General features: G+C 60.2%; 25 protein-coding genes. 10 read left to right on the top strand and 15 right to left on the bottom strand.

All coding sequences use genetic code 11. The annotated features are described in order from the left end of the window. From lpxK to TRM7557_RS11695, 5 genes are all read right to left on the bottom strand, one after another. A complete protein-coding gene (gene lpxK / locus TRM7557_RS11715) occupies nt 1–1005 on the bottom strand; it encodes a tetraacyldisaccharide 4'-kinase (protein WP_058290399.1) in 1005 nt (334 codons plus the stop codon). Beyond that, complete coding sequence (locus tag TRM7557_RS11710; RefSeq protein ID WP_058290398.1) at nt 992–2209, bottom strand: 3-deoxy-D-manno-octulosonic acid transferase; 1218 nt, start codon at nt 2207–2209, stop codon at nt 992–994. Before TRM7557_RS11710 ends, lpxK begins: the two co-directional genes overlap by 14 nt. After that, on the bottom strand, nt 2206–3012 hold the full coding sequence (locus tag TRM7557_RS11705; protein WP_058290397.1) for a 3'(2'),5'-bisphosphate nucleotidase CysQ: 807 nt from the start codon (nt 3010–3012) through the stop codon (nt 2206–2208). Before TRM7557_RS11705 ends, TRM7557_RS11710 begins: the two co-directional genes overlap by 4 nt. Beyond that, nucleotides 2999–4345: a TldD/PmbA family protein gene (locus TRM7557_RS11700; protein WP_058290396.1), complete on the bottom strand. Its 1347-nt coding sequence runs from the start codon at nt 4343–4345 to the stop codon at nt 2999–3001. Before TRM7557_RS11700 ends, TRM7557_RS11705 begins: the two co-directional genes overlap by 14 nt. A 133-nt stretch (nt 4346–4478) precedes the next feature. After that, the gene (locus tag TRM7557_RS11695) at nt 4479–6032 is read right to left on the bottom strand and encodes a DUF2125 domain-containing protein (protein ID WP_058290395.1); all 1554 of its coding nucleotides are present in this window, start codon (nt 6030–6032) and stop codon (nt 4479–4481) included. A gap of 164 nt (nt 6033–6196) precedes the next feature. Between TRM7557_RS11695 and TRM7557_RS11690 the strand changes: the two genes are divergently transcribed. Continuing rightward, on the top strand, nt 6197–6943 hold the full coding sequence (locus tag TRM7557_RS11690) for an SDR family oxidoreductase (RefSeq protein ID WP_058290394.1): 747 nt from the start codon (nt 6197–6199) through the stop codon (nt 6941–6943). Beyond that, nucleotides 6940–7557, top strand: coding sequence for an enoyl-CoA hydratase/isomerase family protein (locus TRM7557_RS11685; protein ID WP_058290393.1), 618 nt, complete (start codon nt 6940–6942; stop codon nt 7555–7557). The genes TRM7557_RS11690 and TRM7557_RS11685 overlap by 4 nt, the downstream gene beginning before the upstream one ends. Before the next feature lie 3 nt (nt 7558–7560). Here TRM7557_RS11685 and TRM7557_RS11680 read toward each other — a convergent pair whose 3' ends face one another. After that, a complete protein-coding gene (locus TRM7557_RS11680; protein WP_058290392.1) occupies nt 7561–7857 on the bottom strand; it encodes an HNH endonuclease family protein in 297 nt (98 codons plus the stop codon). Nucleotides 7858–7921: 64 nt separating this feature from the next. On the opposite strand from TRM7557_RS11680, the gene TRM7557_RS11675 reads away from it, so the two are divergent. After that, nucleotides 7922–9136, top strand: coding sequence for a TIGR03862 family flavoprotein (locus tag TRM7557_RS11675; protein ID WP_058290391.1), 1215 nt, complete (start codon nt 7922–7924; stop codon nt 9134–9136). Here TRM7557_RS11675 and TRM7557_RS11670 read toward each other — a convergent pair. From TRM7557_RS11670 to TRM7557_RS11650, 5 genes are all read right to left on the bottom strand, one after another. Beyond that, entirely contained in the window at nt 9109–9699 is a 591-nt protein-coding gene (locus TRM7557_RS11670; protein ID WP_058290390.1) for a glutathione S-transferase family protein, read from the bottom strand. The two genes, TRM7557_RS11675 and TRM7557_RS11670, sit on opposite strands and share 28 nt — an antisense overlap. 60 nt (nt 9700–9759) lie before the next feature. Beyond that, complete coding sequence (gene holA / locus TRM7557_RS11665) at nt 9760–10788, bottom strand: DNA polymerase III subunit delta (protein ID WP_058290389.1); 1029 nt, start codon at nt 10786–10788, stop codon at nt 9760–9762. Then, on the bottom strand, nt 10785–11306 hold the full coding sequence (gene lptE, locus TRM7557_RS11660) for an LPS assembly lipoprotein LptE (protein WP_058290388.1): 522 nt from the start codon (nt 11304–11306) through the stop codon (nt 10785–10787). Before lptE ends, holA begins: the two co-directional genes overlap by 4 nt. Then, nucleotides 11293–13860 carry a leucine--tRNA ligase gene (gene leuS / locus TRM7557_RS11655; RefSeq protein ID WP_058290387.1) on the bottom strand — a complete coding sequence of 856 codons (2568 nt, stop codon included), beginning with the start codon at nt 13858–13860 and terminating at the stop codon, nt 11293–11295. Before leuS ends, lptE begins: the two co-directional genes overlap by 14 nt. Nucleotides 13861–13944: 84 nt before the next feature. Next, a complete protein-coding gene (locus tag TRM7557_RS11650) occupies nt 13945–14439 on the bottom strand; it encodes a DUF3576 domain-containing protein (RefSeq protein ID WP_058290386.1) in 495 nt (164 codons plus the stop codon). A gap of 308 nt (nt 14440–14747) precedes the next feature. Between TRM7557_RS11650 and TRM7557_RS11645 the strand changes: the two genes are divergently transcribed. Beyond that, nucleotides 14748–15701 carry a porin gene (locus tag TRM7557_RS11645; protein WP_058290385.1) on the top strand — a complete coding sequence of 318 codons (954 nt, stop codon included), beginning with the start codon at nt 14748–14750 and terminating at the stop codon, nt 15699–15701. 106 nt (nt 15702–15807) lie between these two features. Then, complete coding sequence (locus TRM7557_RS11640; RefSeq protein WP_058290384.1) at nt 15808–16461, top strand: YggS family pyridoxal phosphate-dependent enzyme; 654 nt, start codon at nt 15808–15810, stop codon at nt 16459–16461. Here TRM7557_RS11640 and TRM7557_RS11635 read toward each other — a convergent pair. Both TRM7557_RS11635 and ribA read right to left on the bottom strand, forming a co-directional pair. Further along, complete coding sequence (locus TRM7557_RS11635; RefSeq protein WP_413081161.1) at nt 16452–16907, bottom strand: L,D-transpeptidase family protein; 456 nt, start codon at nt 16905–16907, stop codon at nt 16452–16454. The two genes, TRM7557_RS11640 and TRM7557_RS11635, sit on opposite strands and share 10 nt — an antisense overlap. Nucleotides 16908–16948: 41 nt before the next feature. Beyond that, nucleotides 16949–18037: a GTP cyclohydrolase II gene (ribA, locus tag TRM7557_RS11630; RefSeq protein ID WP_058290383.1), complete on the bottom strand. Its 1089-nt coding sequence runs from the start codon at nt 18035–18037 to the stop codon at nt 16949–16951. A gap of 186 nt (nt 18038–18223) precedes the next feature. Here ribA and TRM7557_RS11625 point away from each other — a divergent pair, with 186 nt between their 5' ends. After that, nucleotides 18224–18910 (top strand): response regulator transcription factor, encoded by a 687-nt coding sequence (locus TRM7557_RS11625; protein WP_058290382.1) that lies wholly within the window; start codon nt 18224–18226, stop codon nt 18908–18910. 125 nt (nt 18911–19035) lie between these two features. Here TRM7557_RS11625 and TRM7557_RS11620 read toward each other — a convergent pair whose 3' ends face one another. Beyond that, on the bottom strand, nt 19036–20145 hold the full coding sequence (locus TRM7557_RS11620) for a TauD/TfdA family dioxygenase (protein ID WP_058290714.1): 1110 nt from the start codon (nt 20143–20145) through the stop codon (nt 19036–19038). Nucleotides 20146–20481: 336 nt separating this feature from the next. Here TRM7557_RS11620 and TRM7557_RS11615 point away from each other — a divergent pair, with 336 nt between their 5' ends. From TRM7557_RS11615 to TRM7557_RS11600, 4 genes are all read left to right on the top strand, one after another. Further along, nucleotides 20482–21270, top strand: coding sequence for an exodeoxyribonuclease III (locus TRM7557_RS11615; RefSeq protein ID WP_058290381.1), 789 nt, complete (start codon nt 20482–20484; stop codon nt 21268–21270). A 147-nt stretch (nt 21271–21417) separates the two neighbouring features. Beyond that, nucleotides 21418–22350 (top strand): thioredoxin family protein, encoded by a 933-nt coding sequence (locus tag TRM7557_RS11610; protein ID WP_058290380.1) that lies wholly within the window; start codon nt 21418–21420, stop codon nt 22348–22350. A gap of 27 nt (nt 22351–22377) precedes the next feature. After that, the gene (locus TRM7557_RS11605; protein ID WP_058290379.1) at nt 22378–23007 is read left to right on the top strand and encodes an LON peptidase substrate-binding domain-containing protein; all 630 of its coding nucleotides are present in this window, start codon (nt 22378–22380) and stop codon (nt 23005–23007) included. Next, nucleotides 23004–23201, top strand: a complete 198-nt coding sequence (locus TRM7557_RS11600) for a Trm112 family protein (protein WP_058290378.1) — start codon at nt 23004–23006, stop codon at nt 23199–23201. Before TRM7557_RS11605 ends, TRM7557_RS11600 begins: the two co-directional genes overlap by 4 nt. Nucleotides 23202–23224: 23 nt before the next feature. On the opposite strand, the gene TRM7557_RS11595 is transcribed toward TRM7557_RS11600, so the two are convergent. Beyond that, entirely contained in the window at nt 23225–24451 is a 1227-nt protein-coding gene (locus TRM7557_RS11595; RefSeq protein ID WP_058290713.1) for a UbiH/UbiF/VisC/COQ6 family ubiquinone biosynthesis hydroxylase, read from the bottom strand. Between the last annotated feature and the right edge of the window lie 29 nt (nt 24452–24480).

The following is a 24480-nucleotide window of genomic DNA, read 5'->3' as shown; positions in this document are numbered from 1 at the left end:
TCAGGCTGGGGGCGGCGCTTTTTCTTGGATCAGGGCGAACAAAACGTCAGCCTGTTCGATGTGCAGGCGCACAGGCAGGGTGACGACTTTTGGGCGGAAACTGTCCGGCAGGCGCACCGCGTCTTTTTCGGTGGTCACCAGTTGCGCGCCAAGCGCGCGGGCTTCTTGTTCCAAACGTGTCAGCAGGGCGGGGGGCAGTGCCTGGTGATCCTCCAGCGCCTCTGTGCGCACCAGATCCGCGCCAAGACCGCGCAGGGTGGCAAAGAACTTCTCCGGGTGGCCAATGCCTGCAAATGCCAGCACTTTTGTGCCCTGCCATGGCATACCGGTGGGCAGGGGGCGCACTTCGCCGGTGACATGGGGCAGGGGTGCGATGCTTTGGGTCCAAAGGGCCGCAAACTGCGACTGCGTGGTCTCCGCGCCAAGCGACAGAACAATATCAGCACGGGCCAGACCCGTCGGGACGGGTTCGCGCAGCGGGCCTGCGGGCAGGCAGCGCCCATTGCCAAAGCCGCGCGCCGCGTCGACCACAATGATCGACAGATCTTTGGCCACCGCAGGGTTTTGAAACCCATCATCCAGCAGAATGACGGTTGCGCCCGCATGGGCCGCACTTTGCGCACCGGCGGCGCGATCCTTGGCGACCCAAACCGGTGCAAAGGCCGCCAGCAGAAGCGGCTCGTCACCGACATCTGCGGCTTTGTGTGTTGTGGGTTCCACTTGAGTAGGGCCCGTCAGCCTGCCGCCATAGCCCCGGCTGACCACATGCGGTTTGTGGCCCATCTGGCTCAGCTGTTCCAAAAGCCAGATCACGGTGGGGGTCTTTCCGGTGCCGCCTGCGTTCAGATTGCCAACGCAGATCACCGGAACCCCGACAGAGACGCCTGTCGCGCGGGACAGGCGCCGCGCGGTAGCCGCCGCATAGGCCGCGCCCAGGGGGGCCAGCAGGCTGGCGCGCCAGTCAAAAGCAGAGGGCGCTTTGTCCCAGAATTCAGGCGCGCGCATTGTCCGTGCTTCCGACTGGGCGCGCATCTTGTTCGTCGAGCGCGGCTTGGATTTCTTCGATCAGGGCATCTGTCATGGCGGCACCATCGGTTACCAGCTGCCAACCCGCAAGCGCCATCTGGGCCGCAGCATCCGGGGCCGATAGCCTTTCGACCGCCGCAGCCAAGTCTGAGACACCAAACACCTGCCGGGCCGCTCCGACCTCTGCCAGACGGTCATAAACGCTGCGGTACTGCAAAACCCCTGGCCCATGAAGAACTGCGGATCCCAGCGCCGCCGCGTCGAGGGGGGTATTGCCGTTTTGCCCACGTTGGAGACTGCCGCCGACAAAACACAGCGGCGCAAGTCGATACCAAAGTCCCAGATCCTCGGGGCCGCTTAGAAGGATTTGCTGATGTTCGTCCGGTTCTTCGCCTCTGTCCCAATCAGCAAGCCCCAATCCGATGCCAAGGTCGCTTAGGCGGTCGCGGGCTTTGGGCAGCTCTTTTGCATCCGCCATAGACACCACCAGCAACAGGCGATGCAGCAACCGCAGTGTGCTGCGGTGCGCGGCTATGATGGTCTCCAGCTCTGGCAAGGTGACATGTGCGGCCAGCCAAACCGGGCGACTGGCAAAGCTTGCCTGTAGCGCCGTGAGGTCGTCGTCATGGCAATCTGGTGGTGTGATCGAAGGGCGCAGACGCCCGCACACCCGGATTTTTTCGGGCGCGGTGCCTGCCTGCTGCAGGCGTTCAGAAACGGTTTGGTCCGGGGCGAGAATACTGCGAAACCCGTTCAGCAAACGGTGGCGTTGGTCCGGCAGCCAGCGGCTGGTCCGGTCCGGGATCTCTGGCAGTTCAATGTCGGCCAGAAACAGCGGGACCTGCTGTTCGCGCAGCTTGCGCATCAGCAAGCGCCGTAGATTGCCCCCTGCCCAGACACAGGCATCCGGGCGCCAATGGTCGAGAAATGCGCGAATTGCGCTTTGGGTATCAAGGCTGAGGGGACCGCAGACAATGTCACAGTCGTCCGGACATGCTGTCGCACCCAACTCTGGCTCCCAAGTGGTGAGAATGCGTAGGTCCGGCCGTTGTGATTTCAGCCGATGACCCACATCGCAAAGCCCATAGAGGCGTTCTTCGGAGGTGGCATGCACCCAAATGACCTCGCCGGCGGGGCGAGGCGCCCAAACGACGGGCGCGAAGGTGCCGGGCGTGGACGTCATGACGGTGTGGCGGTCCCTGCCAGGCGTGTCAGCAACGCCTCGCAGAGCGCCTCTGACCCCGCCAGAAGACCGTTCTGCTGTGCGGACGGGGAGTTGAACCGCAAGCGTTCGCCTGCGCGGTCGCGGTAATGCCCGCCTGCTTCGCTCAGGATCAGAACGCCAGCCGCGATGTCCCATTCCCACGTTGGGCGCAGGGTCAACATGGCGTCGTAGCTGCCATCCGCGACCCGCGACAAACGATAGGCCAGCGAAGGGCGGTGACTGCGTTGAAAGCCAGGCACCTGACCGTCTTTCCAATGTGTTGGTGCCATCGCGGGCTTGGCACTCAGAACATGGGCGCGGTCAATTTCTTGCGTGCGGGAGATTTGGATCGCGGTTCCATTCAAAGACGCGCCAGCCCCACGGCTTGCGGTGAACAGAAGATCGCGTTTGGGAAGATAGACTACGGCGGCCACGGGGGCGCCGTTTTCGACCACGGCAATGGAATGCGCCCAGGTGTGCGACCCTTCGGCAAAGCTGCGGGTGCCATCGATCGGATCGACTACAAACACCCGCTCGCGCGACAGCCGTTCTGTTCCGTCCTCGCTTTCCTCGGACAGCCAACCATACTCTGGGCGCGCCGCTTGCAGACGGTCTTCGAGCAGCCTGTTTACGGCCAGATCGGCTTCTGTCACCGGGCCTGCCCCATCCGGTTTGTCCCAACGCTGTGCCTCGGGGCCGGTGAACTGGCAGGCAACCTCACCGGCGGCCAAAGCGGCCTCGGTCAGGAGGGCAAGGTCATTGGTATATTCAGTTGCCGGCAAGGGTCATCCCTTCAACCAGCAGCGACGGTACAATGCGCGACAGATGGGTGCGCGCATCATTTGCGGGCACAATCGCCTTGAGCATATCCAGCAGATTGCCTGCGATTGTCACCTCATTGACCGGGTAAACAATCTCGCCGTTTTCCACCCAGAATCCAGACGCCCCACGGGAATAGTCGCCGGTGTTGGGGTTGATGGTTGACCCGATCATCGAGGTCACCAACAGGCCGGTGCCCATATCACGGATCAGATCTTCGCGGCTGGCGCTGCCTTGGGTCAGCTCAATGTTCCAGTTCGCAGGCGAAGGCACAGACCCAATGCCACGGGCGGCGTTGGCTGTGCTTTCCAGACCCAGCTTGCGGGCAGAGGCCAGATCAAGCGTCCAGCCCGTCAGCACCCCATCCTTGATGATGTCGCGGCGGCGCGTCGCCAGACCTTCGCCGTCAAATGGCCGCGACCCTGAAATACGCGGGCGGAAAGGGTCCTCGGTCACGTTCAGACCGGTCGGCAGAACCTGCGCACCAAGGCTGTCCTTCAGCCAGGACGACCCGCGTGCAATGGCCGCGCCATTAGAGGCGCTTAGCAGATGGCCGATCAGCGAAGAGGAAATGCGTTCATCAAACAGCACCGGATAAGCCCCGGTTGCCGGGCGGCGGGCATTCAGGCGTTCGATCGCCCGCTCACCGGCGGTGCGGCCAATTTCCTCGGCGCTGCGCAGGTCAGACTGAAAGGTGCGGGAATCGCCATCGTGGTCGCGCTCCATGCCGGTGCCGGTGCCTGCAATGCCCACACAGGACAGCGAACGCGCGGTGCGGGCATAGCCGCCGGAAAACCCGGTAGAGGTCGCCAGATGTACAAGGTGGCGGCCATAGCCTGCGGCCGCAGACTGAACTTGTGTGATGCCATCCACGGCGGCACAGGCGGCCTCTGCGGCAATCGCATCTGCTTGCAGCGCATCCGGGGCTGGTTCCGCCGCAGAGTCACAAAGCTCCAGTGCATCAAGATCCCAGGACTGCGCCAGCTGGGCTGGATCCGCGAGACCGGCATAGGGGTCTTCAGGGGCTTCTTTTGCCATGGCGACCGCGCGTTCTGCCATCGCGGCCAGGGTATCGGGACGTGTATCAGACGAAGACACCTGCGCCTGACGCTGGCCGACAAACACCCGAATGCCCAGATCCACACCTTCGGATCGTTCCGCATGTTCCAGCTTGCCTTCTCGCACTTCGATCGACAGGGACGACCCTTCGGCCGCCATCGCATCGGCGGCATCAGCGCCGGCTTTGCGGGCAGCATCGATCAGGGCTTGGCAGAGCTGTTCAGGAGACTGGGTCATGGGCACCTTCGTTTTTTCTCTTCTGTTCCAGAGCTAGCCAGAGCCGGTGCAGGCTGCAAGGCCCCTGTGGCGAATGGTAAAACAAAAAGAGCCGCCCGGCGTCGGGCGGCTCTGGTTTCGCAGGCGAAAAGGGTCAGCGCAGGCGCTGGCCGTTGGCAAGAACCTTGCCGTCTTCTTCCACCTGAATGCGCGAGGTCAGCGTGTCTTCGCCTTCAGCCGGAGTGGTGAAGAGGCCCATCATCATACGGGCACCAAGCGCATCGCTTTCTTGTACCAGACCCATGGCGATCAGCTTGTCGATCAGGGTGTTTGCGCCGACGATTTTGAAGTTCGCTTCGCCATTGGGGGCGGGGAGGCCGTCAAAGGTCTGCAAGTCGTCGTTGTTGAAGGTGAAATCGCCGGTGCCGCTGACTTCGGCACCAACCGCAGACAGACGCAGTTCATTCACGGTGATGGCGTTCAGCTCGCCCGGTGTCAGTTCCCCTTTTTCAAGGGCCGCCATTTCCTCTTCATCGTCGAAGTTGAACAACAGTTTGGCTTTGCCAGTCAGATCCAGAACAAAGGTCGCCGGATCATGCGGCAGCTGGCCGGTCGGATCCACCATGCCCCACAGCAGGTCCGGGACCTGAAAATCGCGCAGGCTCAGACCAAAGGCAAAGTCCTGCTCGTCGTCGGATTTAAGCAGCGGCATCGCGAGGTTCATCGCCGCTTCTGCGATGCTCAGGGTCATCGGGAAAGGAATGTCGCTGCCCATGACAGAGTTGGTCATATCCATAGTCGATGCGCGGTAGTTCAGACCTTTTTCGGTCATCTCAAGGTTCATCAGGCCGGAGGCCCCTTCACCCTGTGCAACAAAGCTGCCGTCTTTCGCTTCGACCGACAGGTTCGACGTATTGGCGCCGTAGTTGGCGTCGAGGCGATAGGCCATGCCATTGTTGAGAGCTGCAGAGAAATCACCAGCGGCATTGCCGAGGTACTGCATCGGCAGGACAGAATCGCTGGTCATCGCGAAATCGGCCATGTCGCCCGACATCTTGAACGACCCTTCATCCTCGGGAACCACAACATCTACGGTATAGGTGACAGACTCTGACGTGAACGACTGATCATAGGACCGGTTGTCGCCGTCCTTGGTCTGCGTGGTGCGGCTTTCCAGATCATTGAAGGTGATTTCAAACGCGTTGAAGGTCACCTCATCCTTGGCGTCTTCGATCTGCAAATCCGACAGCGCAAAGGTCGCTTTGTCGGTGGAATAATCATAGACCATTGCTTCGGGGTCGCCAGACACGACAATTGGTGCGCCGTCGTGTGTATAAGCCACCTTCAACGAAACGCCGCCTTCGCCTTCTTCAGAAATCGCGATGTCCATTGGGAAATCCGCGGGCAGCTGAATGTTCACGGTGCCGTCGCCCATCTCCTCAAAGCGCATATCGCCCAGGACCATGCTCATTGCGAAGCCTTCGGTTTCCGGAAGGGTCATTTTGGCTTCGAAGTCGGTGATGGTCAGGATGCCTGCCGCGAGGCTCTCATTTGCGGTGATCTCGTAGCCCGAGGCCACCATATAGGACTTCCAGTCCGCCCAGACATCTTGCGCCGATACATCGGCGTGGGCCGCATGGGCGACAAGCAAAAGGGGTGAAATTGCACCCGAAACCAGGCCAAGACCGCGGGGGAAGAAAACGGACATTGGTGAACCTCTCTCATATCCAAATTGCGGGCAGAGTCCCTTGTGTCCCCCGCCGCGTCAAGGTGTCAGAACGCAGGATTGTCCTCACAAGCCTGTAAGGCAGGCTGGACCCGCGCTGTGGCGGCAGTTTAACACTGGATGCAGAACAATAAGGGAGTTTTCCTATGGATTTGAGCGGTAAGACCGTCGTCGTCACGGGCGCAAGCCGGGGTATTGGCGCTTCTGCTGCGCGGGTTTTTGCCGATGCGGGTGCCAATGTGGCCCTGTTGGCGCGCAGTGCCGCGCCGCTAGAGGCGCTGGCCGCAGAAATTGGCACGCGTGCGCTCGCTCTTTCCTGTGATGTTGCCGACTATGCAGCTGTCGAAGCTGCGCTGATGAAAGCCAAATCGCATTTTGGCGGGTTGGATATCCTGATCGCGAATGCAGGCATGATCGACCCGATCGCGCGCCTGATCGAAGCCGACCCGGCGGATTGGGCGCAACTGATTCAGGTGAATATTTCCGGCGTCTTCAACATTATGCGGGCCGGTGTGCCGATGATGGACAAACAGGGTGGCACGGTGATCTCTATCGGTTCGGGGGCGGCGCAGCGCCCGCTGGAAGGATGGAGCGCCTATTGCAGCTCAAAGGCGGGCAGCCTGATGCTGATGCGGGCATTGGATCTGGAAGAGCGGGAAAACGGCTTGCGTGTCATGAGCCTGTCGCCGGGTACCGTCGCGACCCAAATGCAGCGCGAGATCAAGGCCAGCGGTATCAACGCGGTCAGCCAGCTGGATTGGGAAGACCACATCCCGCCCGAATGGCCGGCGCAGACCTTGCTGTGGATGTGCAGCGCAGATGCGGATGAGTATCTGGGGGCCGAGGTGTCGTTGCGGGACGAAACCGTCCGCCGCCGGGTCGGGCTGATATGATCGAAGTCGAGGCACGCAAGGACGGGCTTTGGACGCTGCGTCTGAACCGGCCGGACAAAGCCAATGCCTTAACCGCCGATATGCTGGGTCAATTGATCGCGGCCGTTCGGCAGGCCTCTGCGGCGCGGGCATTGATTGTAACGGGCGTGGGCAAGGTCTTTAGCGCCGGTGCCGATCTGGACGAAGCACGCGCGGGGCTGGCGACCTCACCCTTGTGGGAAGACCTGTCGTCCGCTCTTGCGGCCTTGCCCTGTCTCAAGATCGCCGCGCTGAATGGGACGCTGGCGGGCGGAGCGAATGGCATGGCCTTGGCCTGTGATTTGCGGATCGCGGTGCCCACGGCCAAAGTGTTCTACCCGGTTATGCGCCTTGGCTATATGCCGCAGCCTTCGGACGTGGTGCGGATGCGGGCCCTGATCGGCCCTGCCCGGACCAAAATGGTGCTGGCGGCGGGGCAAAAGCTGACCGCGCAAGAGGCTTATGATTTTGGGTTGATCGACCGGATCGTGGAACCTGACGCATTGCTGCGCGAGGCCGAGACGCTGGCAGAACCCGCGCTGGGCGCGGATCCAGATCTGGCGGCGCGCATACTTGCGGCCTGCGATGGTCTGTGACGGCTAACGAGGGCGGCGTTTGCCCGGCACCCGCGAGCGAAAGCTGGGTGGGCGTTTGGCAACCCATGCAAAAAACTTGGCAAGGCGCGGGTGTTGGCGCAGGGCTGCAACTGTGTTGAACTCACGCGCCAGTTCGGCCTCTGTCAGGCTGGCGTGGATTTCCCGATGGCAGATGTCATGCAGCAGCACCGTTGGCCCGCCCTTGCCGCCTTTCAGCTTGGGAATCAGGTGGTGCAGGCTCTGGGGTACACCCGGCGGGATCGGGCGTCCGCACAGGGGGCAAATCGGATCGTCGGACATTGCAGGCCTTGAACTGTGAACCCGTCTATGATGGGTGCAAGGCGCAAGCAGGCAAGAGGGTTTCATGTCAAAGTCGGAAATCGAACAATGGGACGCCGTGGTGATCGGCGGTGGTCCGGCTGGGTTGATGGCCGCCGGAGAGCTTGCCCGCGCGGGTCACCGGGTGCTGGTGGCCGAGGCCAAACCCTCGCTTGCACGCAAGTTTCTGATGGCGGGTAAATCCGGGCTGAACCTTACCAAAGACGAACCCTTTGAAACCCTTTTGCGCCACTACGGATCAGCTGCCGATTGGCTGCGCCCGATGATAGAAGAATTTGACGCGGCAGCTGTGCAGGACTGGGCACGCGCTCTTGGGCAGCCGCTGTTTGCCGGCTCCACCGGTCGGGTGTTTCCGGAAGTCATGAAAGGATCGCCCCTGCTGCGGTCGTGGTTGGCAGAGCTGGAGAGCCTTGGCGTGACCCGTCGCACCCGCTGGCGGTGGACTGGTTGGGAAGGGGACGCCCTGTGCTTTCAATCGCCAGAGGGGCTTTGTCACATTCGGGCAGCCTGCACGGTTCTGGCGTTGGGCGGGGCAAGCTGGGCACGGTTGGGTTCTGACGGGGTCTGGGCAGATGTTCTGGCGGCCCGCGACGTGCCGCTTGCGCCTTTTGCCCCCTCAAATGCCGCGCTGTCCGTGCCGTGGAGCACCCATATGCAACCTCATTTTGGCGCAGCTTTGAAATCCGTGCGGTGGCAGGCTGGGGAACTGACCAGCCGGGGGGAAGCCATTGTTTCCCAGCGTGGGCTGGAAGGGGGTGGGCTCTATGCGCTGACGCCTGCCTTGCGAAATGGCTGCGGACTGTCCGTTGACCTGATGCCTGACCTGACGCAGGACGCGCTGCAAAAGCGGCTGCCGAAAGACCCTAAAAAGGCGCGTCTGTCCCAGTTTCTGAAAAAAACGCTGCGGCTGCCGCCCGCGAAGGTGGCGCTGTTCAATGAGATGACTGCAGGCGGGGCGCCAAAGCCTCTGTCCGAATGGCCCGCGCTGATCAAAGCCTTGCCGATCAAGGATCTGAGTTTGCGTCCAATGGACGAAGCGATCTCAACCGCGGGTGGCGTCACACAGGACGCGCTGGACGCTGGGTTGATGCTAAACGCCATGCCCGGTGTCTTTTGCGCAGGCGAGATGCTGGATTGGGAGGCGCCCACCGGGGGCTACCTCCTGACGGCGTGTTTTGCCACAGGGCGCTGGGCGGGACGTGCCGCCGCTGACTATTTGGCGAGCTCTACAACACGCTGAAACGCGGGACGGGCGCGCATGGCTTTTGCATGGTCCAGTGCGGCTCGGTTCGCAATCGGGATATTGACGTTTTTCGCCCAGCCCACGCAGTGGGTAAAGATGATATCCGCCACGGAAAAGCTGTCGCCCGTCAGAAAGGGCGTGTCGACCTGAGAAAACAGCCGGTCAACATTGCGGTTCAGTTCCCATTCGATGGCCGGGCTGATATCTGGCACGCGCTGGTCTTTCGGCAGGATGAACTTGTGGCGCGAGTTGGTCCACAAAAGCGCGTCCAGCTCATCCATCAACCGCATACACATGGCGTTTTGCAGCGCGCGCTCGGGCGTGCCGGGGGCACCGAGGATCTGACCATGTTTGTCGCCCAGATGGCACAGGATCGCCATGGAATCGGGCAGCACAAGATCGCCATCGATCAGAACGGGAACTTTGCCCAAGGGGCTGATCTCTCGGACCTCATCACTGCCGGGCAGGAAGGGTTTGACCTCAAAATCTTGTCCCATCTCCTCCAGCGCCCAAAGCACGCGCAGGGTTCGGGTCATTGGCAATCCGATTACGGTATACATATCTGAAATCTCCCTCTCTGACTTGCCAAGATGGGCAGCAGAAGCGTGAGGATCAAGCGTCTATCGCGACCGTGCCAGCATGGCGAGGCGAATAAGCGCCCGTTCAGTCAAGGCCAGTGCGGGGGCGCTTTGACCAGCGGACCGCAGTTGCAAATCTGTGTCGGTCAGCAGGGTTAGGGCAGATTGCAGTTTCTGCGCCCCCCAGTTCTGCGCCTGACGCAACACCCGGTCCCGCCGTTTGCCATAAAGCGGCGGCCGCAGCGCAGCAATCCCTTGCGAGGCCCCACCGGGCGCCGCTGCAACGGTGTACAACTGCCGGAAATGGCGGGTCGCACCAATACACAGCGTGACGGCCTGCGTGCCCTGGCTTTGCAGGCGGCGCAGAATCGGGCCGATTTCCTGCGTGCGGCCTTCGGCAACAACATTCAGCAGATCATCCAGCGCGGCCTCGGTTGATTGCGGTGCAACCGCGTCGATATCATCCAGGCTCAGCGGGGTGGCATCACCGCGTTTGTACAGGGCCAGCTTTTCAACCATGCGGGAAAAGTCACCGGGGCCAATGTCATTGGCGATGTCGACCAGCGACGACATGCTGTCACCGGGCACGTTCTGGAGGCCGTTTTCGCCAAGGATCCGTTCGATTTCCTGCCGTGAAGGTGGATCGTCATAGATACCCACGGCATAGGCGTTGGTGTGGCCCTCAAACGCCTTGCGCAGTTTTGAGCTGGCCTTGAGCTGCCCCGCCGTAATGACGATCTGCGCATCGCCCGGCTGCCAGTCCTGCAACGCGGCAAGAATCGCAGGGGTCGCAGTGTCGGTGGCATCTTCTACAAAGACCGCGCGTGCGCCGGGAAAGAACCCGACTGCTTTGACGGCATCCAACAGCTGGGCCGGATCCTTGCGCAGGTCCGCGCCGGGCATCCGGGCAAGGCGCATTTCCTCTTCGGCGGTGGGGCCAAGCAAGGCAGCCAAAAGCTGCTGGCGCTTGAGCGACACCCGCATGGCATCGCCGCCATAGATCAAAACCCCGGTTTTGCCGGGGTCTGGTTTGGCGAAATAGCCATCAGCGTCGCGCGGGCTCAGCTTCATGAGGTGCCAAGATCCGTCGCAAGCAGTTTGGCAACGATCTGATCTGCAAGGATCTGCATCAGACGTTCATGCGCATCGTTTTCGCTCGACAAGGTCTGGATCGTTGAGCCTGAGGCCGAATAGCCCGAGAAGCTTTCGACCCGGCCACTGGTCACAACCAGACCGTCCGAACGCCGCAACAGCGCATAGCGCGCCTGCCCGATAAGCGAATAGCGGGTGATTTCGCGATCCGCAGTGATGGCCTGGCCTTCTTCGCGCGTATCCAGCGAAACCGTCAGATCATAGTCCGCATCGGTGCTGCGGCCCATGCGTGTTTCAAGATTGCGGATCAGGTAATACGCATCCTCGTCACGCGGTGCGTTGATGGTTTCCGGGGCCTGAAAGGCAATGCGCCCCTGCAGGCGATCACCAGTGCCACCGGGGGCATAAACGGGCGAAAACCCGCATGCGGTCAGAGAGGCGCTGGCCAGCAGCGCCCCCCCAGTTGTCAGAATATTTCGGCGGTTAAGCAACGACATTGACGATACGACCCGGCACCACGATCACTTTCTTCGGTTGGCCCCCATCAAGGGCCTTCACCACAGCTTCGTGTGCAAGGGCGAGTTTTTCAACCTCTGCCTTGTCCATATCCTTGGGCACGGTGATTTCACCGCGACGCTTGCCGTTGATCTGGATCGGCAGGGTCACGCTGGCTTCGACCAGCAGGGATTCGTCGGCAACCGGCCAGGGCGCGGTTGCAACCAGCCCCTCGCCGCCAAGCAGGTCCCACATCGCCTCGGACAGGTGCGGTGTCATCGGTGACATCAGCTGCGCCAGAACTTTGGCGGCTTCTTGTTTGGCCTTCGCGCCCGCTTTGGATTTCGCCAGCGTGTTGGTGAAGCCATAAAGCTTTGCGATGGAAGCGTTGAAGCCAAAGCTCTCGACCCCGGCAGAGACATCGCGGATCGCCTTGTGGGTTTCGCGCAGCAGCTCGTCATCGCCCTGACCGTCGCCGGTTGCAGCAGCAGCTTCAGCCGCAATGCGGTAGACGCGCGACAGGTGTTTATGCGCGGCTTCCGCGCCCGATGCGGTCCATTCCACGTCCCGTTCGGGCGGGCTGTCAGACAGCACAAACCACCGCGCGGTGTCGGCGCCAAAGGCGTCGATGATCGCCAATGGGTCGACCACGTTGTTCTTGGACTTCGACATTTTGGCCGAGGGGATCACATTCACCTTCTCGCCGGTTTCTTTGACAAAGGTGCCACCATCACGTTCCTCGACCTCGGCCGGGTAGTGATAGATCGTGCGCCCGTTGGCATCCTTGCGCTCTGCGTTCTCAAAGATCGCGTGGGTCACCATGCCTTGGGTAAAGAGCGCGTCAAACGGCTCTTTGGATTTTTCGGGCAGGTGGCCGGTGATCTCCATCGCGCGGGCAAAGAAGCGCGAATACAGCAGGTGCAGAATCGCGTGCTCAATACCGCCGATATACTGGTCGACGTTCATCCAGTATTTGGCGGCGTCCAGATCGGTGGGTGTCTCGGCCTTCGGTGCGGTGAAACGGGCGAAATACCAGGACGAATCGACAAAGGTGTCCATCGTGTCGGTTTCGCGTTTCGCGGGCTTGCCACAGTTCGGGCATTTACAGTCGCGCCAGGACGGGTGACGGTCCAGCGGGTTTCCGGGCACGGAAAAGTCGATCGGCTTGCCGTCTTCGTCATAGGGCAGGGCGATCGGCAGGTTTTCTTTCTTCTCGGGCACCACGCCGCAGTCGTCGCAGTGGACCACGGGAATCGGGCAACCCCAATACCGCTGACGGGACAGGCCCCAGTCGCGCAGGCGGAATTTGGCGACGCCTTCGCCCCAGCCTTCGGCCTCGGCTTTATCAACGGCGGTGTTCACGCCCTCTTCGCCGGTCTGCTCTGCGCTGCCCGCGAACCCCTTCACATACCGAACCTTCTCGGCCTTAGTGGGCACGTAAGCCTCGGTCAGCGGGCCTTCGGCTTTGGGGTCCTCGAATACCGGGATGATCGGCAGGTCGTATTTGGTCGCGAATTCAAAATCGCGCTGGTCATGGGCGGGGCAGGCAAAGATCGCGCCGGTGCCATAATCCATCAGGATGAAGTTTGCGATCCAGACCGGCAGCTCCCAGTTGGGGTCCAGCGGGTGGGTGACGCGGATGCCGGTGTCATAGCCCAGCTTTTCGCCGGTTTCGATGGCTTCCTCGGTGGTGCCACCTTTGCGGCATTCCGCGACGAACGCCGCAACCTCAGCCGATTCGGCCTCCAGTTGTTTCGCGATCGGGTGATCGGGAGAGATGCCAACAAAGGACGCGCCCATCAGCGTGTCAGGGCGAGTTGTATAAACAGTAATGTCTTCGCCGCCATCTGTACGTTTGAAGCCAAACTGCAGACCGCGGGATTTGCCGATCCAGTTTTCCTGCATCAGACGGACCTTGGCAGGCCAGTTCTCCAGCCCGTCCAGCGCGCTCAGCAGTTCTTCGGAGTAATCCGAGATCTTAAAGAACCACTGGGTCAGCTCGCGACGTTCCACCAGCGCACCAGAGCGCCAGCCACGGCCGTTTTCAACCTGCTCGTTGGCCAGAACGGTCATATCGACCGGATCCCAGTTCACCACGGCGTTCTTGCGATAGACCAGACCTTTTTCAAGGAAATCAAGGAACAACGCCTGCTGCTGACCATAGTAATCTTCGTCGCAGGTCGCGAACATCCGGCTCCAGTCCAGCGACAGGCCCAGCGGCTTCATCTGTTCGACCATCGTGTCGATATTGCCGTAGGTCCAATCCTTGGGGTGACCGCCGGACGCCATCGCGGCGTTTTCCGCGGGCATGCCAAAGGCGTCAAACCCCATCGGGTGCAGCACATTGTGGCCCGTTGCCAGTTTGTGGCGGGCAATCACGTCGCCCATGGTGTAGTTGCGCACATGACCCATGTGCAGCTTGCCAGAGGGGTAGGGGAACATCTCAAGCACATAGTACTTGGGTTTGTCCTGATCTGGCTTGGCTTCGAAGATGGCGGCCTCTTCCCAGGCCTTTTGCCACTTGGATTCGATTTCTGAGGCGGTGTAACGCGACATCGATTGCGGTCCTTTGCATGAAAACGCCGGGCGATTACCCGGCGTCTTACGTCTAAATTCGTATGTGATCCAGTGCGGGCGTGGTCAGAGTTTCTTGTCCGCGATCCGCATCTGACGGGCGCGGGAGAGAATCGCATCTTCCACAGCGCGCAGAGTTTCCGGGCTGACCGAGCGTCCGTTCCGGGTTTGCAGCGCAAGGCTCAGCGAACGGGCCTCTAGGGCGGGGTCTCGGACGTGCACTGTCGCCCGGTAAGACTGGTTGCCGCCTGGGGGCGTGCCGTAGCCCGTCAGAATCACACCCGTGAACGGGTCCACGGATTGCACAGGCAGGAAGTTCAAAACATCCAGGCTCGCCGCCCAGATGTAGCGGTTCACCTGAACCTTTTGCTCATTATACTGTGGGCCAAAGGCATCCCAGATGGTGGTGCCATCGGAATTATTGGCCTCTCGGGCGTCGCCGGGCAGCACAATGGTGTTGTCCTCATCGACCTGAGTGCCTGTGTTCAAAGAGCGAAGAGTGCCGCATGCAGAAAACAGCGAAACCGCTGCAATAAGAACAAAAGTCGTAAACCTGCGCATTTCGGGGACGGATCCGTTCATTTTTGCCGTTCGCATTACTCCTAGACAAGCAGAGGGGCTGCAACAAGCCTATTCTTTATAAGACTCTGGCCTGCTGAGCGTTAGCTTTGTCGCGTGGTGTCAGATTCGCTGCGCAGCGGCACAGAAAGCACTGTGGCAAGCTTGCATCAATTTGTTGGGGAAAGGTTTTCTGCTTTCAGCCCAAGCTTGCGCCAACACCCCAAAACGGGCGAGAGGAAGAGCGTACTCGAGGATGTGCTGGGACTTGTCCGGCCACCTTGGCAAAATTCTAAACCCGAGGGAAAACCATGAAAAAGATTCTCTTCGCAACCACCGCGCTGATCGCGACCACCGGTATGGCTGCAGCGGAAGTTAAATTCGGCGGCTATGGCCGTTTCGGCGTAATCTACGATGAAGGTGTCGAATCCTTTGAGCAGGAAACACGCATTGAGCAGCGTTTCCGCTTTAACATCACCGCAACCGCAGAAACCGACGCTGGTGTTAAACTGGAAGGTCGCATCCGTCTGCAGTCTGATGACTCCGCACAAGGTTCCGCAGGCGGTTCCGGTCCGGGTGCAGCTGGCTTCGCTGTTTCCACCGGCGGTCTGCGTGTTGACGTTGGTCACATCTCCGACACCTTGGATTCCGGCGATGTAGTTGATTACTACGGTAAAGGCGTTGGTCTGACCTCGTTCCTCGAATACAACGCAGCATTCGGTGGCTTTGACGCAAACGGTTTCGGTTCTGACAACGTTGCACGTCAAAAAGTAAAAGTTAAATACTCCGTTGGTTCGCTGACACTGTCCGCGTCTTATGCGGGTGAGAACAAAGACGATCCGGGCGATGCTGACGACTTTGTTGCAGATTCTTACTTCCAGATCGGTGCAGGCTACTCCTTCGGTGACAACTCCGTTGGTATCGTCTACGGTTCCCGTGACAACGACGCAGATGAATCTTACATTGCTGCGAGCTTTAACGGTTCCGTTGGTGACTTCTCCTACGGCGTTCTGGTTGGTGACAACTCCTCCGATGTTGATGCAGATGACTTCGACGTAGCATACGGTCTGTACGGTGCGTACTCTGTATCTTCCGCGACCGACATCACCGCAGTATTCTCCGGTGGCGGCGCAGACGGTGACGACGACGCATACGGCCTGGGCTTCAAGCACGGTCTGGGTGGCGGCGTGTCCCTGCGCGGCGGTGTTGGCCAAAACACCTCCGGCAACACCGTTGCTGACCTGGGTGTTCGCTTCGACTTCTAAGTCAAGCTGAACCACACGGTTCTTGGGCGGGTTCCTTCGGGAACTCGCCCTTTTCTTTTGCGCACGTTAGGTGTTTTGTGGCGGCAAACAGACCATGAGGCCAAACATGTCGCTTGCCGAGATCAAATCCCGAATTTCAGACGCCGAAGCCAAAGCCGGGCGCGCGCCCGGTTCGGTAGAGCTGATCGCTGTATCCAAAATTCAGCCCAATGAACGCGTCGAAGCTGTTCTAAACGAAGGCCACCGTGTCTTTGGCGAAAACCGCGTTCAGGAAGCGGCTGGCAAATGGCCCGATTTCCGCACGCAATTTGATCGCATTCAGCTGCATATCATCGGGCCCCTTCAGACAAACAAAGCCCGTCAGGCGATGGAGCTGGCGGACTGCATCCATTCCGTTGATCGCCCGAAGCTGGCAACAACCCTTGCGCGGCTGGCGCAAGAGCTTGGGTCTTGTCCGGATCTGTTCATCCAGGTGAACACCGGTGCCGAGGATCAAAAAGCCGGAATTCTGCCGCAGGATGCGGACGCTTTTATCGCCGAGTGTCGCGGCCTTGATCTGCCGATTAAGGGGGTGATGTGCATCCCGCCGGTCGAGGAAGAAGCTGCGCTTCATTTCGCGTTGCTTGCCAAAATCGCAAAACGCAACGACCTCACCGGCCTGTCGATGGGTATGAGCAGCGATTTTGAAAAGGCGATTGCTTTTGGTGCGACCCATGTGCGGGTTGGCTCTGCCATCTTTGGCGCGCGCGATTACAGCTGAGGCACAATAAGCCGGGTGCCGGGCGTAATGCGTTCGGCAATCCAGCGCAGGTTCTGGCGCGAAAATGCCACGCAGCCTTCGGTTGGATAGCCGGGGCGTCGCCATTGATGCAGAAAAATCGCCGACCCCTGTCCGGGGATCGCATCTGGCCAGTTCCAGTCGGTGATGAACACCAGATCATAAAGCGGGTCCGCCCGGCGCAGGCGTTCATGGCTAAAACCATAAGGCGCGCGCACCATGTGATTGTACTGCGCGTCGCGCCCATCATCAGACCACAGATCGCGGGGGCCAATTGGCATGGCCCAGTCGTTCGGCGGGGGGATCCGGTCGGGGCGATACAGCATGCCGACAATGCGGTGGATGCCCACAGGCGTCGCGCCATCGCCTTCACGTTTGTTGGCAGAAATGCCGCCTTTACCGATCGAACAGGGGATCAGGCGTCCCATGAACCGCACGCCTTGCGGGGTGAGGGTCAGGTCGGCAAGGCTCACAGCATATGCCCCGATTTCGCGGCTTTGGTGGCCAGATAGCGGGTGTTATAGGCGTTTTCGCCGACCTTCAGCGCCACACGTTCGGCGACCTTCACGCCGGTCTTCTCCATCATCGCAATCTTGCCGGGATTGTTGGTCATCAACCGGACAGAGCTAAAGCCCAGCTCTTGCAGCAGCTGCGCCCCAATGCGGAAATCACGTTCGTCGTCCTCAAAGCCCAGCCGATGGTTGGCTTCCACCGTGTCAAAGCCCTGATCCTGCAGGGAATAGGCGCGCATCTTATTGGCCAGACCAATGCCGCGCCCCTCTTGGTTCAGGTACAGCAGAACACCAGAGCCTTCTTCGCCCATCTGATCCAGCGCGCCATTCAGCTGCGGCCCGCAATCGCATTTGAGCGACCCCAGAACATCGCCGGTAAAGCAGGCCGAATGCAGGCGGGCCAGCACAGGCTTGCTGCGGTCCGGCTGGCCGATCTCGATGGCATAATGTTCTTCTGCGCCGTCCTCTGGGCGGAAGATATGCAACCGGCCGCGTTCGGACGCCACAATGGGAAGGCGGGCAGCAGCGATCGGGTGCTGCGGTGAGCTTTCGTTCATCAAGGGTTCTGCCGCGTCCAGCGACAGCAGGGTGAGGTTGTAGTTCACCGCCACGGCCTCCGCGTCGGGCAGGGCAATGGACACAGACGCAGGCAGCAGGCGCGCCGATTTCACCAGGGCAATCGACAGCCGGTGCAGTTTGGGGCAACCGCCGCGCAGGCTCATCAACGGGCCCTTCATCGGGGTGTTCAGATCATCCGCTGGGTCCGCCAGTGACCGGATCCAACGCAGATCCACATCTGTCGGCACGGTGATCCGTGCCACGTCTTCATCATAAACGCGGGCCTTCAGCGTTTCTGCCCGGCGCGCGGTCAGCGTCAGATGCACGTCGCCCAGATCCCGCAGGTCGCCAAGGCGGTTCTGACGTAGGGTTTCAACCGACATCGCCAAAAGCGCCTGCCCGTCGTGGGTCAGGATCACCGGCAGCCCCATGCGCAGGTCCACGCGGGCGCGGGCAATGCGTTCCAAGGTGGTGGGTAGGAGGCTCATGGTTGTGCAACCTTTGCTGCGGTTTGTGATTCAGGTTCCGCCTTCTACGGCTAAATGCTGCAAAAGTGAAACAATTCCAGCTTGCCGGACACGACGCCGTGAGAGAACTGTCGCAAAGCTTGTGCTTTGGCGGGCGCGCGCCCAAGTCTGGATCACGAACATAGGAACGCGCCGAGGGAGGTCGCAATGGCTCAGTTGAAAAAAATCCTGCTTGTCGATGATGACGACGACCTGCGCGAAGCGCTGAGCGAGCAGTTGGTGATGACCGAAGACTTTGATGTCTTTGAAGCCGACACGGGCGCAAACGCGATGGAGCGTGCCAAAGAGGCGCTTTATGATCTGGTGATTTTGGATGTGGGCCTGCCCGACACCGATGGCCGCGAGCTGTGCCGTTTGATGCGCAAGCAAGGGGTCAAATCGCCGATCCTGATGCTGACCGGCCATGACAGTGATGCGGATACCATTCTGGGTCTGGATGCTGGCGCCAATGATTATGTCACCAAACCGTTCAAATTCCCGGTGCTGCTGGCCCGTATTCGCGCCCAGCTGCGCCAGCACGAACAATCCGAGGATGCGGTGTTTATCCTTGGCCCCTACAGTTTCAAGCCGTCGATGAAGATGTTGATCACCGAAGACGACCGGAAGATCCGTCTGACGGAAAAAGAAACCAATATTCTCAAGTTCCTATACCGTTCCAGCGACGGAGTAGTGCCAAGAGAGGTGCTTTTGCACGAGGTTTGGGGCTACAATGCAGGGGTGACCACGCACACGCTTGAGACGCATATTTATCGCCTGCGTCAAAAAATTGAACCAGATCCGTCAAACGCACGTCTTCTTGTTACGGAATCTGGGGGATACAGGCTCGTTTCCTGAGCCAAGTTTTCAGGTTCGGCCAACACGTCCCGCGCATATCCGGGTTATGATATGCACCTCCCTGTTGGACTGGCCGGGCTTAGTCGCCCGGCCTTTTTTTGTTTGCGCTCGTAAAGCGGGCGCGCTTAGCGGCTCAGCACGCGCAGGCGGCTTTCGAATTCGCCACGGTCAACGTAGCAGCCGTGCAGGTGACGGAAACCGGTGTTCGGGTCGAAGGCGTCGCGGCCGTGCAGAACGCGGCGGTTGTCGAACACGACCATTTCGCCGCCCTTCAGCTTCAGGGTCACGACGTAGTCCTTGGAACGGGTCATCGCCATGTACTTGCGGTACGCGCGGTAGTAGCGGGTCATCAGCGTCGGCTCGAGATCGAAGATGTCCGCGAGGTGTGCGTTGAAGCAGATCTCGATGATGGTGCCATCTTCGTCCAGGTTGATGACCTTCTTGCGGGCGCGGATGTCGACCTCACCGTCGTGGAAGCGGAACGGAACAGACACGGTGGACAGCAGTTCAAACGCTTCCGGGTCTTCTTTCTGCAGGTCTTCCGCAATCGCATAACCGTCGCAGAACAGCGAACCACCGCCGACAGCTTCGTTTGCCAGGCAGTGCAGGAACTGGAAGCCCGGGGGCAGTTCCTGGTTGGTCAGGTCGGTGTGCAGCGGCAGCGCGATCGGGGTGTAGGCCAGGTTGTTCGGGTTCGGCTTGGACTGAACCTCGAAGGTCACACCAAAGTTGGTTTCGCGCAGGAAGCCGATGCGGCGGGCAACGTCCATACCTGCTTCGGTGTTGTCATCCAGACCTTCCACGATGGAGTAGCCGAAGATCTGGGTTTGCTTCAGCCATTCTTTCAGGGCGGCGTCGCTTTCCAGAACTTCTTTGGCGTTGGCGCGCGGGATGCCGTCTGCGCCCAGGTCTGTGCGCCAGTGTTTGAAGCCGGTTTTTGCCGGGTCAGCTGCGTATTGACCGGGAACATGGGCCGCCAGCCAGTCCAGCTGATACACGGTTTTGGTGTCTTCGCCGTCCCAGGAAATGGTCAGGGTGCTGTCGTCGGCTTCAACAGCCGAGGCTTTGACGTCCAGATCGATTGCGGTCAGGTCGGTGACGCGCTCTTGAGTTTGCGGGTGGAAACCTGCCGGATCATTGTCCTTCAGCCAGATGAAGGGGAACGCGCCGGTTGCGCCGTTGGAGAAAGTGATTGCGATTGTGCCGTCGTTTTGACGCAGTTCTGCGGTTGCCATGAGAAACCTCCAGGCATTGGTATTTGGATAGATTGTTCGAAAATGTGCGGAATCAAGCCCGCTTCTGATCGGCGGGCGGCGGCCACCAATCATAGGCTTTCTTGTAAGGATGTCCGGGGCGACGCCCCAACACGGTTTCCATTTTTCCGACCCACTAGGTCCAAATTACGTCTTGCGGCTTCTTTACGCAGGCTCTGTGAGAAGTGACAAGAAAATTTCACATTCGTCCCCAGATTTTTGAAAATCATGCGCGCGGCCTCTGGTGATTTGCCCAAGCACTAGGCAAAGTCGCCCGTGAAAACCGACCAAGACAGTCCTTTAAGAAAGACAGCTCTCATGGCCTTTACCCTTGCCACTTGGAACATCAATTCTGTCCGCCTGCGCGAAGATCTCGTGGCGAAGCTTCTGCGCGAAGAAGCGCCAGATGTCCTTTGTTTACAAGAGTGTAAAAGCCCCGTGGACAAGATCCCAATGGCCCAGTTCACCGAGCTCGGCTATGGCCATATCGTGGCCCGCGGGCAGAAGGGCTACAATGGCGTTGCGATTCTGTCGCGCCTTCCGCTGGAGGATGTGGGGGACAAGGATTTCGCGGAACTGGGCCATGCACGCCATGTGGCGGCGCGGCTGGAAAACGGCACCACCATCCACAACTTCTATGTTCCGGCGGGTGGTGATGAGCCGAATCGAGAGAAGAACGAAAAGTTTGGTCAGAAGCTCGATTACCTGACCGACATGCGCGACTGGTTTAAAGCAGAGACTCCGGAAAAAGCGATTCTGGTGGGGGATCTGAACATTGCGCCCCGTGAGGACGACGTCTGGGACCACAAGAAACTTCTGAAGGTGGTCAGTCACACGCCGATCGAGGTGGAGCATTTCGCCGATGTGATGGAAGCCGGCGGCTGGTCCGATGTGACGCGCAACGATATCCCCGATGGGCTGCTCTATAGCTGGTGGAGCTATCGCGCAAAGGACTGGGATGCTGCAGACAAAGGACGCCGTTTGGACCACGTCTGGGCCACGGCGGATATTAAGAACGCCGCGCACTCCAGTCGGGTTCTACGCGATGCGCGCGGGTGGGAAAAACCCAGCGATCATGCGCCGGTTTTTGCGACCTTCGATCTCTGATCACCGGCGACAGTCTGCAATTCCACAGCGCAGTTTGTGGTGCGCTGTGATCTCAGCGGCCGCCACAGTTTACTGATGGCGGCTTTCCTCTTGGTTTCCCGTGTCGGAGGCGACATATAGGGGGCAAGTGCAAAGGAGAGCGATTTCATGATGGATATTCTTGGCGGTGCGGGCGAAGCCCCCGCGAATGACCTCATCAAAGACGTAACCGAAGAAACCTTCATGGCCGAGGTGGTCGACACCTCCATGCAGGTGCCGGTCATTGTGGATTTCTGGGCGCCGTGGTGCGGCCCGTGCAAGACGCTGGGGCCGCAATTGGAAGCCGCTGTGACCAAAGCCAAAGGCGCGGTCAAAATGGCCAAGATCAACGTGGACGAAAACCAGCGTCTGGCGCAGGCTCTGGCCCAGCAGGGTCTGCCGCTGCAGTCCATCCCAACCGTGGTTGCCTTCTTTCAGGGCCGTCCGGTGGACATGTTCCAAGGCGCCGTACCGCAATCCGAGATCGAAGCTTTTGTAAAGCGCATTGCCGAAGCCGGCGGTGGCACCGCTGACGGTGGTCTTGGCGAAGCCGTTGCGATGGCCGAACAGTTCCTCGAGGACGGTCAGGCCGAAGATGCGGTTCAGGTGTTCACGGCGATCATTGGCGAAGATGACAAAAACGCAGCCGCTTATGGCGGTTTGGCGCGCGCGCATATTGCGCTCGAGGATCTGGATCAGGCCGAAGCCGTGCTGAACGGTGCCCCTGCGGAAATCGCTGATGCGCCGGAACTGGAAGCCGCACGCGCACAGATCGAACTGGGCCGTCAGGCCGCCAATGCTGGTCCGGTGGCGGAGCTGCGGGCCAAAGTAGACGCAAACCCCGATGATCACGAGGCGCGTTTTGATCTGGCCCAGGCGCTGCATGCGTCCGAAGATGCCGAGGCAGCTGTGACCGAACTACTGGAACTGTTCCGCCGGGATCGCGAATGGAATGATGGCGCCGCAAAAGCGCAGCTGTTCACCATTTTCGACGCGCTGAAACCCAATGATCCGGTTGTGTTGAACGGTCGCCGCAAACTTAGCTCGTTGATATTTGCCTAAAGGCTTGGGAGCCCTAGGTTCCTTCCCATGATACAACCCGCAGATTTGCCGGACACCCTTGCTGTCTTTCCACTGCCCGGAGCGCTGTTGCTGCCCCGGGCAAAATTACCGTTGCATCTGTTTGAGCCACGGTACCTCCAGATGCTCGAAGACAGTCTGAAGTCGCCGCAGCGCTTGATTGGTATGGTTCAGCCCCGTGGGCAGGGCGATATTTCCAATCGGGTCGGATGTGCGGGCCGTGTGACGCAGTTTTCTGAAACCGATGATGGGCGGTATTTGATCACGCTGACCGGCGTGTCGCGGTTCACCATCGAAGAAGAAGTCGAGGGTTTCACCCCCTACCGCCGGGCGCGGGTGACTTGGAACTGTGACGACAGCCTGCGCAACGGCAGCCCTTTGCCGGGGTTTGATCGCGTGCCCCTGATGGAGCTGCTAGAGCGGTTTTTTGAACTCAAAGGGCTTTCCACCGATTGGGAAGCCATGCAAACAGCCTGTGATGAAACCCTGATCAATTCGCTGGCGATGCATCTGGATTTTCCGGCCGAAGACAAGCAGGCGCTGCTTGAGGCGGAAAACCTGACCCGCCGCCGCGAGACACTGGTCACCCTGATTGAATTTGCGCTGCGCGGCAGTGCGTCCGAGGAGAAAATGCAATGACCGAATCCCAGCCAAGCGCCGCGCCCGCCTTTGATCGCCGCATGCTCGAGGCGCTGGTCTGCCCGCAGACCCAAACAGTTTTGGAATATGATGCTGAGGCCCAAGAGCTGATCTCCAAAGCCGCCAATCTGGCATTTCCGATCCGCAATGGCATTCCGGTGATGCTGCGTGACGAGGCGCGTCAGCTGGACTAATCCAGCGTTGCGGGTTGGGCGACTTAGATCGCCCGCCCTTGCATCAGCTTTGGCAGGTCGCCGGTCAGCCCGGCGGCTTCGCGTACAAATCCGCGGCGCAGCCCGCCCATTGCCCCGGTGATGCCAAGACCAATGTCCCGGCCCAGCCGCAGCAGCGGGTTGTCGTTGGAGAACAGGCGATTGAACGTATCCGTGGCCAGCGCCAGCGTGGCAGTGTCGAACCGGCGCCATTGCTGGTAGCGCTCCAGCACCAGTGGGGAAGCCACGTTTTCGCCGCGACGCGTCGCCTCAGTCAGCACCTCGGCCAAGGCCGCCACATCCCGTAGCCCAGCATTCAGCCCTTGTCCGGCAATTGGGTGCATCCCATGAGCGGCATCGCCAACCAGCGCCACCCGATCTGCGAAATAGGCATTCGCAAGGCTCAGGCCCAGCGGATAGGTGAAACGGTCGCCTTCCAAGTCAATGTCACCAAGGAAATCTCCAAAACGCGGGCGTAACACCTTCAGGTAGTCTTCGGTGTCCATTGCATTGATCGCGCGGGCGCGGGCGTGCGTTTCGCTCCAGACAATCGAACTGCGATTGCCGGTCAGCGGTAGAATGGCCAGCGGGCCGGGCGGCATAAAGAACTGATGCGCAATGCCGTCATGGGGTTTTTCATGGGAAATCGCGCAGACCAGCGCGGTCTGGCCGTAATCCCAACCGGTGCGTTTGATGCCAGCACGTGCGGCGGTGCCACTGCGACGCCCATCCGCACCTACCAGCAGATCGCCGGTCAGATTTTCGCCATTGTCCAGCGTCACCGAAATCCCGGTTGCGGTCGGTGTCTGGGACAGAACCGTGTGGCCGGTGACTTCAGTAATGTTGGGTTCTGCCTCCAGCGCCTCCAGCAGCGCGCGGCGCAGGTAGCGGTCTTCGACCATGTAGCCCATCGGGCCTTCGTCCAGATCACTTTCCTCGAAATGCAGGAAAAAGGGTGAGGGGCCCTGTCCGGCCTGACCGTCGCTCACCTTGATTTCGCGCATTGGCTGGGCCTTGTCCGCCAGCTCATCCCAGATGCCGATCTGCGCCAACAGTTTGGTCGACGCCAGCGCCAGCGCATAGGACCGCCCGTCAAAGCCGCGCTCTTCGCGGGTTGCGCGGGGCAGGGCGTCAATCAACGTGACCGCATGGCCGCATTGGGCCAGTGCCAGCGCAAGAGTTGCACCGTTCAGGCCGCCGCCGGTGATGAGGATCTGGCTTCTCTGTGTCATGCCTCGCAATATGCGGCTGTGCAGTGATT

This window comes from Tritonibacter multivorans (genome assembly GCF_001458415.1).
GTDB classification, from domain to species: Bacteria; Pseudomonadota; Alphaproteobacteria; order Rhodobacterales; family Rhodobacteraceae; genus Epibacterium; species Epibacterium multivorans.
The sequence above is the reverse complement of the archived record's forward strand: the minus strand, read 5'-3'. Positions and strand labels throughout refer to the sequence as shown.

Excerpts from the sequence above, each read along its gene's own strand:
- TRM7557_RS11670 (WP_058290390.1), bottom strand. The coding sequence starts at position 9,699 with ATGTATACCGTAATCGGATTGCCAATGACCCGAACCCTGCGCGTGCTT.
- holA (WP_058290389.1), bottom strand. The coding sequence starts at position 10,788 with ATGAAGCTGAGCCCGCGCGACGCTGATGGCTATTTCGCCAAACCAGAC.
- ribA (WP_058290383.1), bottom strand. The coding sequence starts at position 18,037 with ATGAGCCTCCTACCCACCACCTTGGAACGCATTGCCCGCGCCCGCGTG.
- TRM7557_RS11625 (WP_058290382.1), top strand. The coding sequence starts at position 18,224 with ATGGCTCAGTTGAAAAAAATCCTGCTTGTCGATGATGACGACGACCTG.
- TRM7557_RS11690 (WP_058290394.1), top strand. The coding sequence starts at position 6,197 with ATGGATTTGAGCGGTAAGACCGTCGTCGTCACGGGCGCAAGCCGGGGT.
- lptE (WP_058290388.1), bottom strand. The coding sequence starts at position 11,306 with ATGTCGTTGCTTAACCGCCGAAATATTCTGACAACTGGGGGGGCGCTG.
- lpxK (WP_058290399.1), bottom strand. The coding sequence starts at position 1,005 with ATGCGCGCGCCTGAATTCTGGGACAAAGCGCCCTCTGCTTTTGACTGG.
- TRM7557_RS11635 (WP_413081161.1), bottom strand. The coding sequence starts at position 16,907 with ATGGGACGCCTGATCCCCTGTTCGATCGGTAAAGGCGGCATTTCTGCC.
- TRM7557_RS11685 (WP_058290393.1), top strand. The coding sequence starts at position 6,940 with ATGATCGAAGTCGAGGCACGCAAGGACGGGCTTTGGACGCTGCGTCTG.
- TRM7557_RS11595 (WP_058290713.1), bottom strand. The coding sequence starts at position 24,451 with ATGACACAGAGAAGCCAGATCCTCATCACCGGCGGCGGCCTGAACGGT.
- TRM7557_RS11605 (WP_058290379.1), top strand. The coding sequence starts at position 22,378 with ATGATACAACCCGCAGATTTGCCGGACACCCTTGCTGTCTTTCCACTG.
- TRM7557_RS11710 (WP_058290398.1), bottom strand. The coding sequence starts at position 2,209 with ATGACGTCCACGCCCGGCACCTTCGCGCCCGTCGTTTGGGCGCCTCGC.
- TRM7557_RS11615 (WP_058290381.1), top strand. The coding sequence starts at position 20,482 with ATGGCCTTTACCCTTGCCACTTGGAACATCAATTCTGTCCGCCTGCGC.
- TRM7557_RS11620 (WP_058290714.1), bottom strand. The coding sequence starts at position 20,145 with ATGGCAACCGCAGAACTGCGTCAAAACGACGGCACAATCGCAATCACT.
- TRM7557_RS11650 (WP_058290386.1), bottom strand. The coding sequence starts at position 14,439 with ATGCGCAGGTTTACGACTTTTGTTCTTATTGCAGCGGTTTCGCTGTTT.
- TRM7557_RS11610 (WP_058290380.1), top strand. The coding sequence starts at position 21,418 with ATGATGGATATTCTTGGCGGTGCGGGCGAAGCCCCCGCGAATGACCTC.
- TRM7557_RS11645 (WP_058290385.1), top strand. The coding sequence starts at position 14,748 with ATGAAAAAGATTCTCTTCGCAACCACCGCGCTGATCGCGACCACCGGT.
- TRM7557_RS11695 (WP_058290395.1), bottom strand. The coding sequence starts at position 6,032 with ATGTCCGTTTTCTTCCCCCGCGGTCTTGGCCTGGTTTCGGGTGCAATT.
- TRM7557_RS11700 (WP_058290396.1), bottom strand. The coding sequence starts at position 4,345 with ATGACCCAGTCTCCTGAACAGCTCTGCCAAGCCCTGATCGATGCTGCC.
- TRM7557_RS11680 (WP_058290392.1), bottom strand. The coding sequence starts at position 7,857 with ATGTCCGACGATCCGATTTGCCCCCTGTGCGGACGCCCGATCCCGCCG.
- TRM7557_RS11600 (WP_058290378.1), top strand. The coding sequence starts at position 23,004 with ATGACCGAATCCCAGCCAAGCGCCGCGCCCGCCTTTGATCGCCGCATG.
- TRM7557_RS11675 (WP_058290391.1), top strand. The coding sequence starts at position 7,922 with ATGTCAAAGTCGGAAATCGAACAATGGGACGCCGTGGTGATCGGCGGT.
- TRM7557_RS11640 (WP_058290384.1), top strand. The coding sequence starts at position 15,808 with ATGTCGCTTGCCGAGATCAAATCCCGAATTTCAGACGCCGAAGCCAAA.
- leuS (WP_058290387.1), bottom strand. The coding sequence starts at position 13,860 with ATGTCGCGTTACACCGCCTCAGAAATCGAATCCAAGTGGCAAAAGGCC.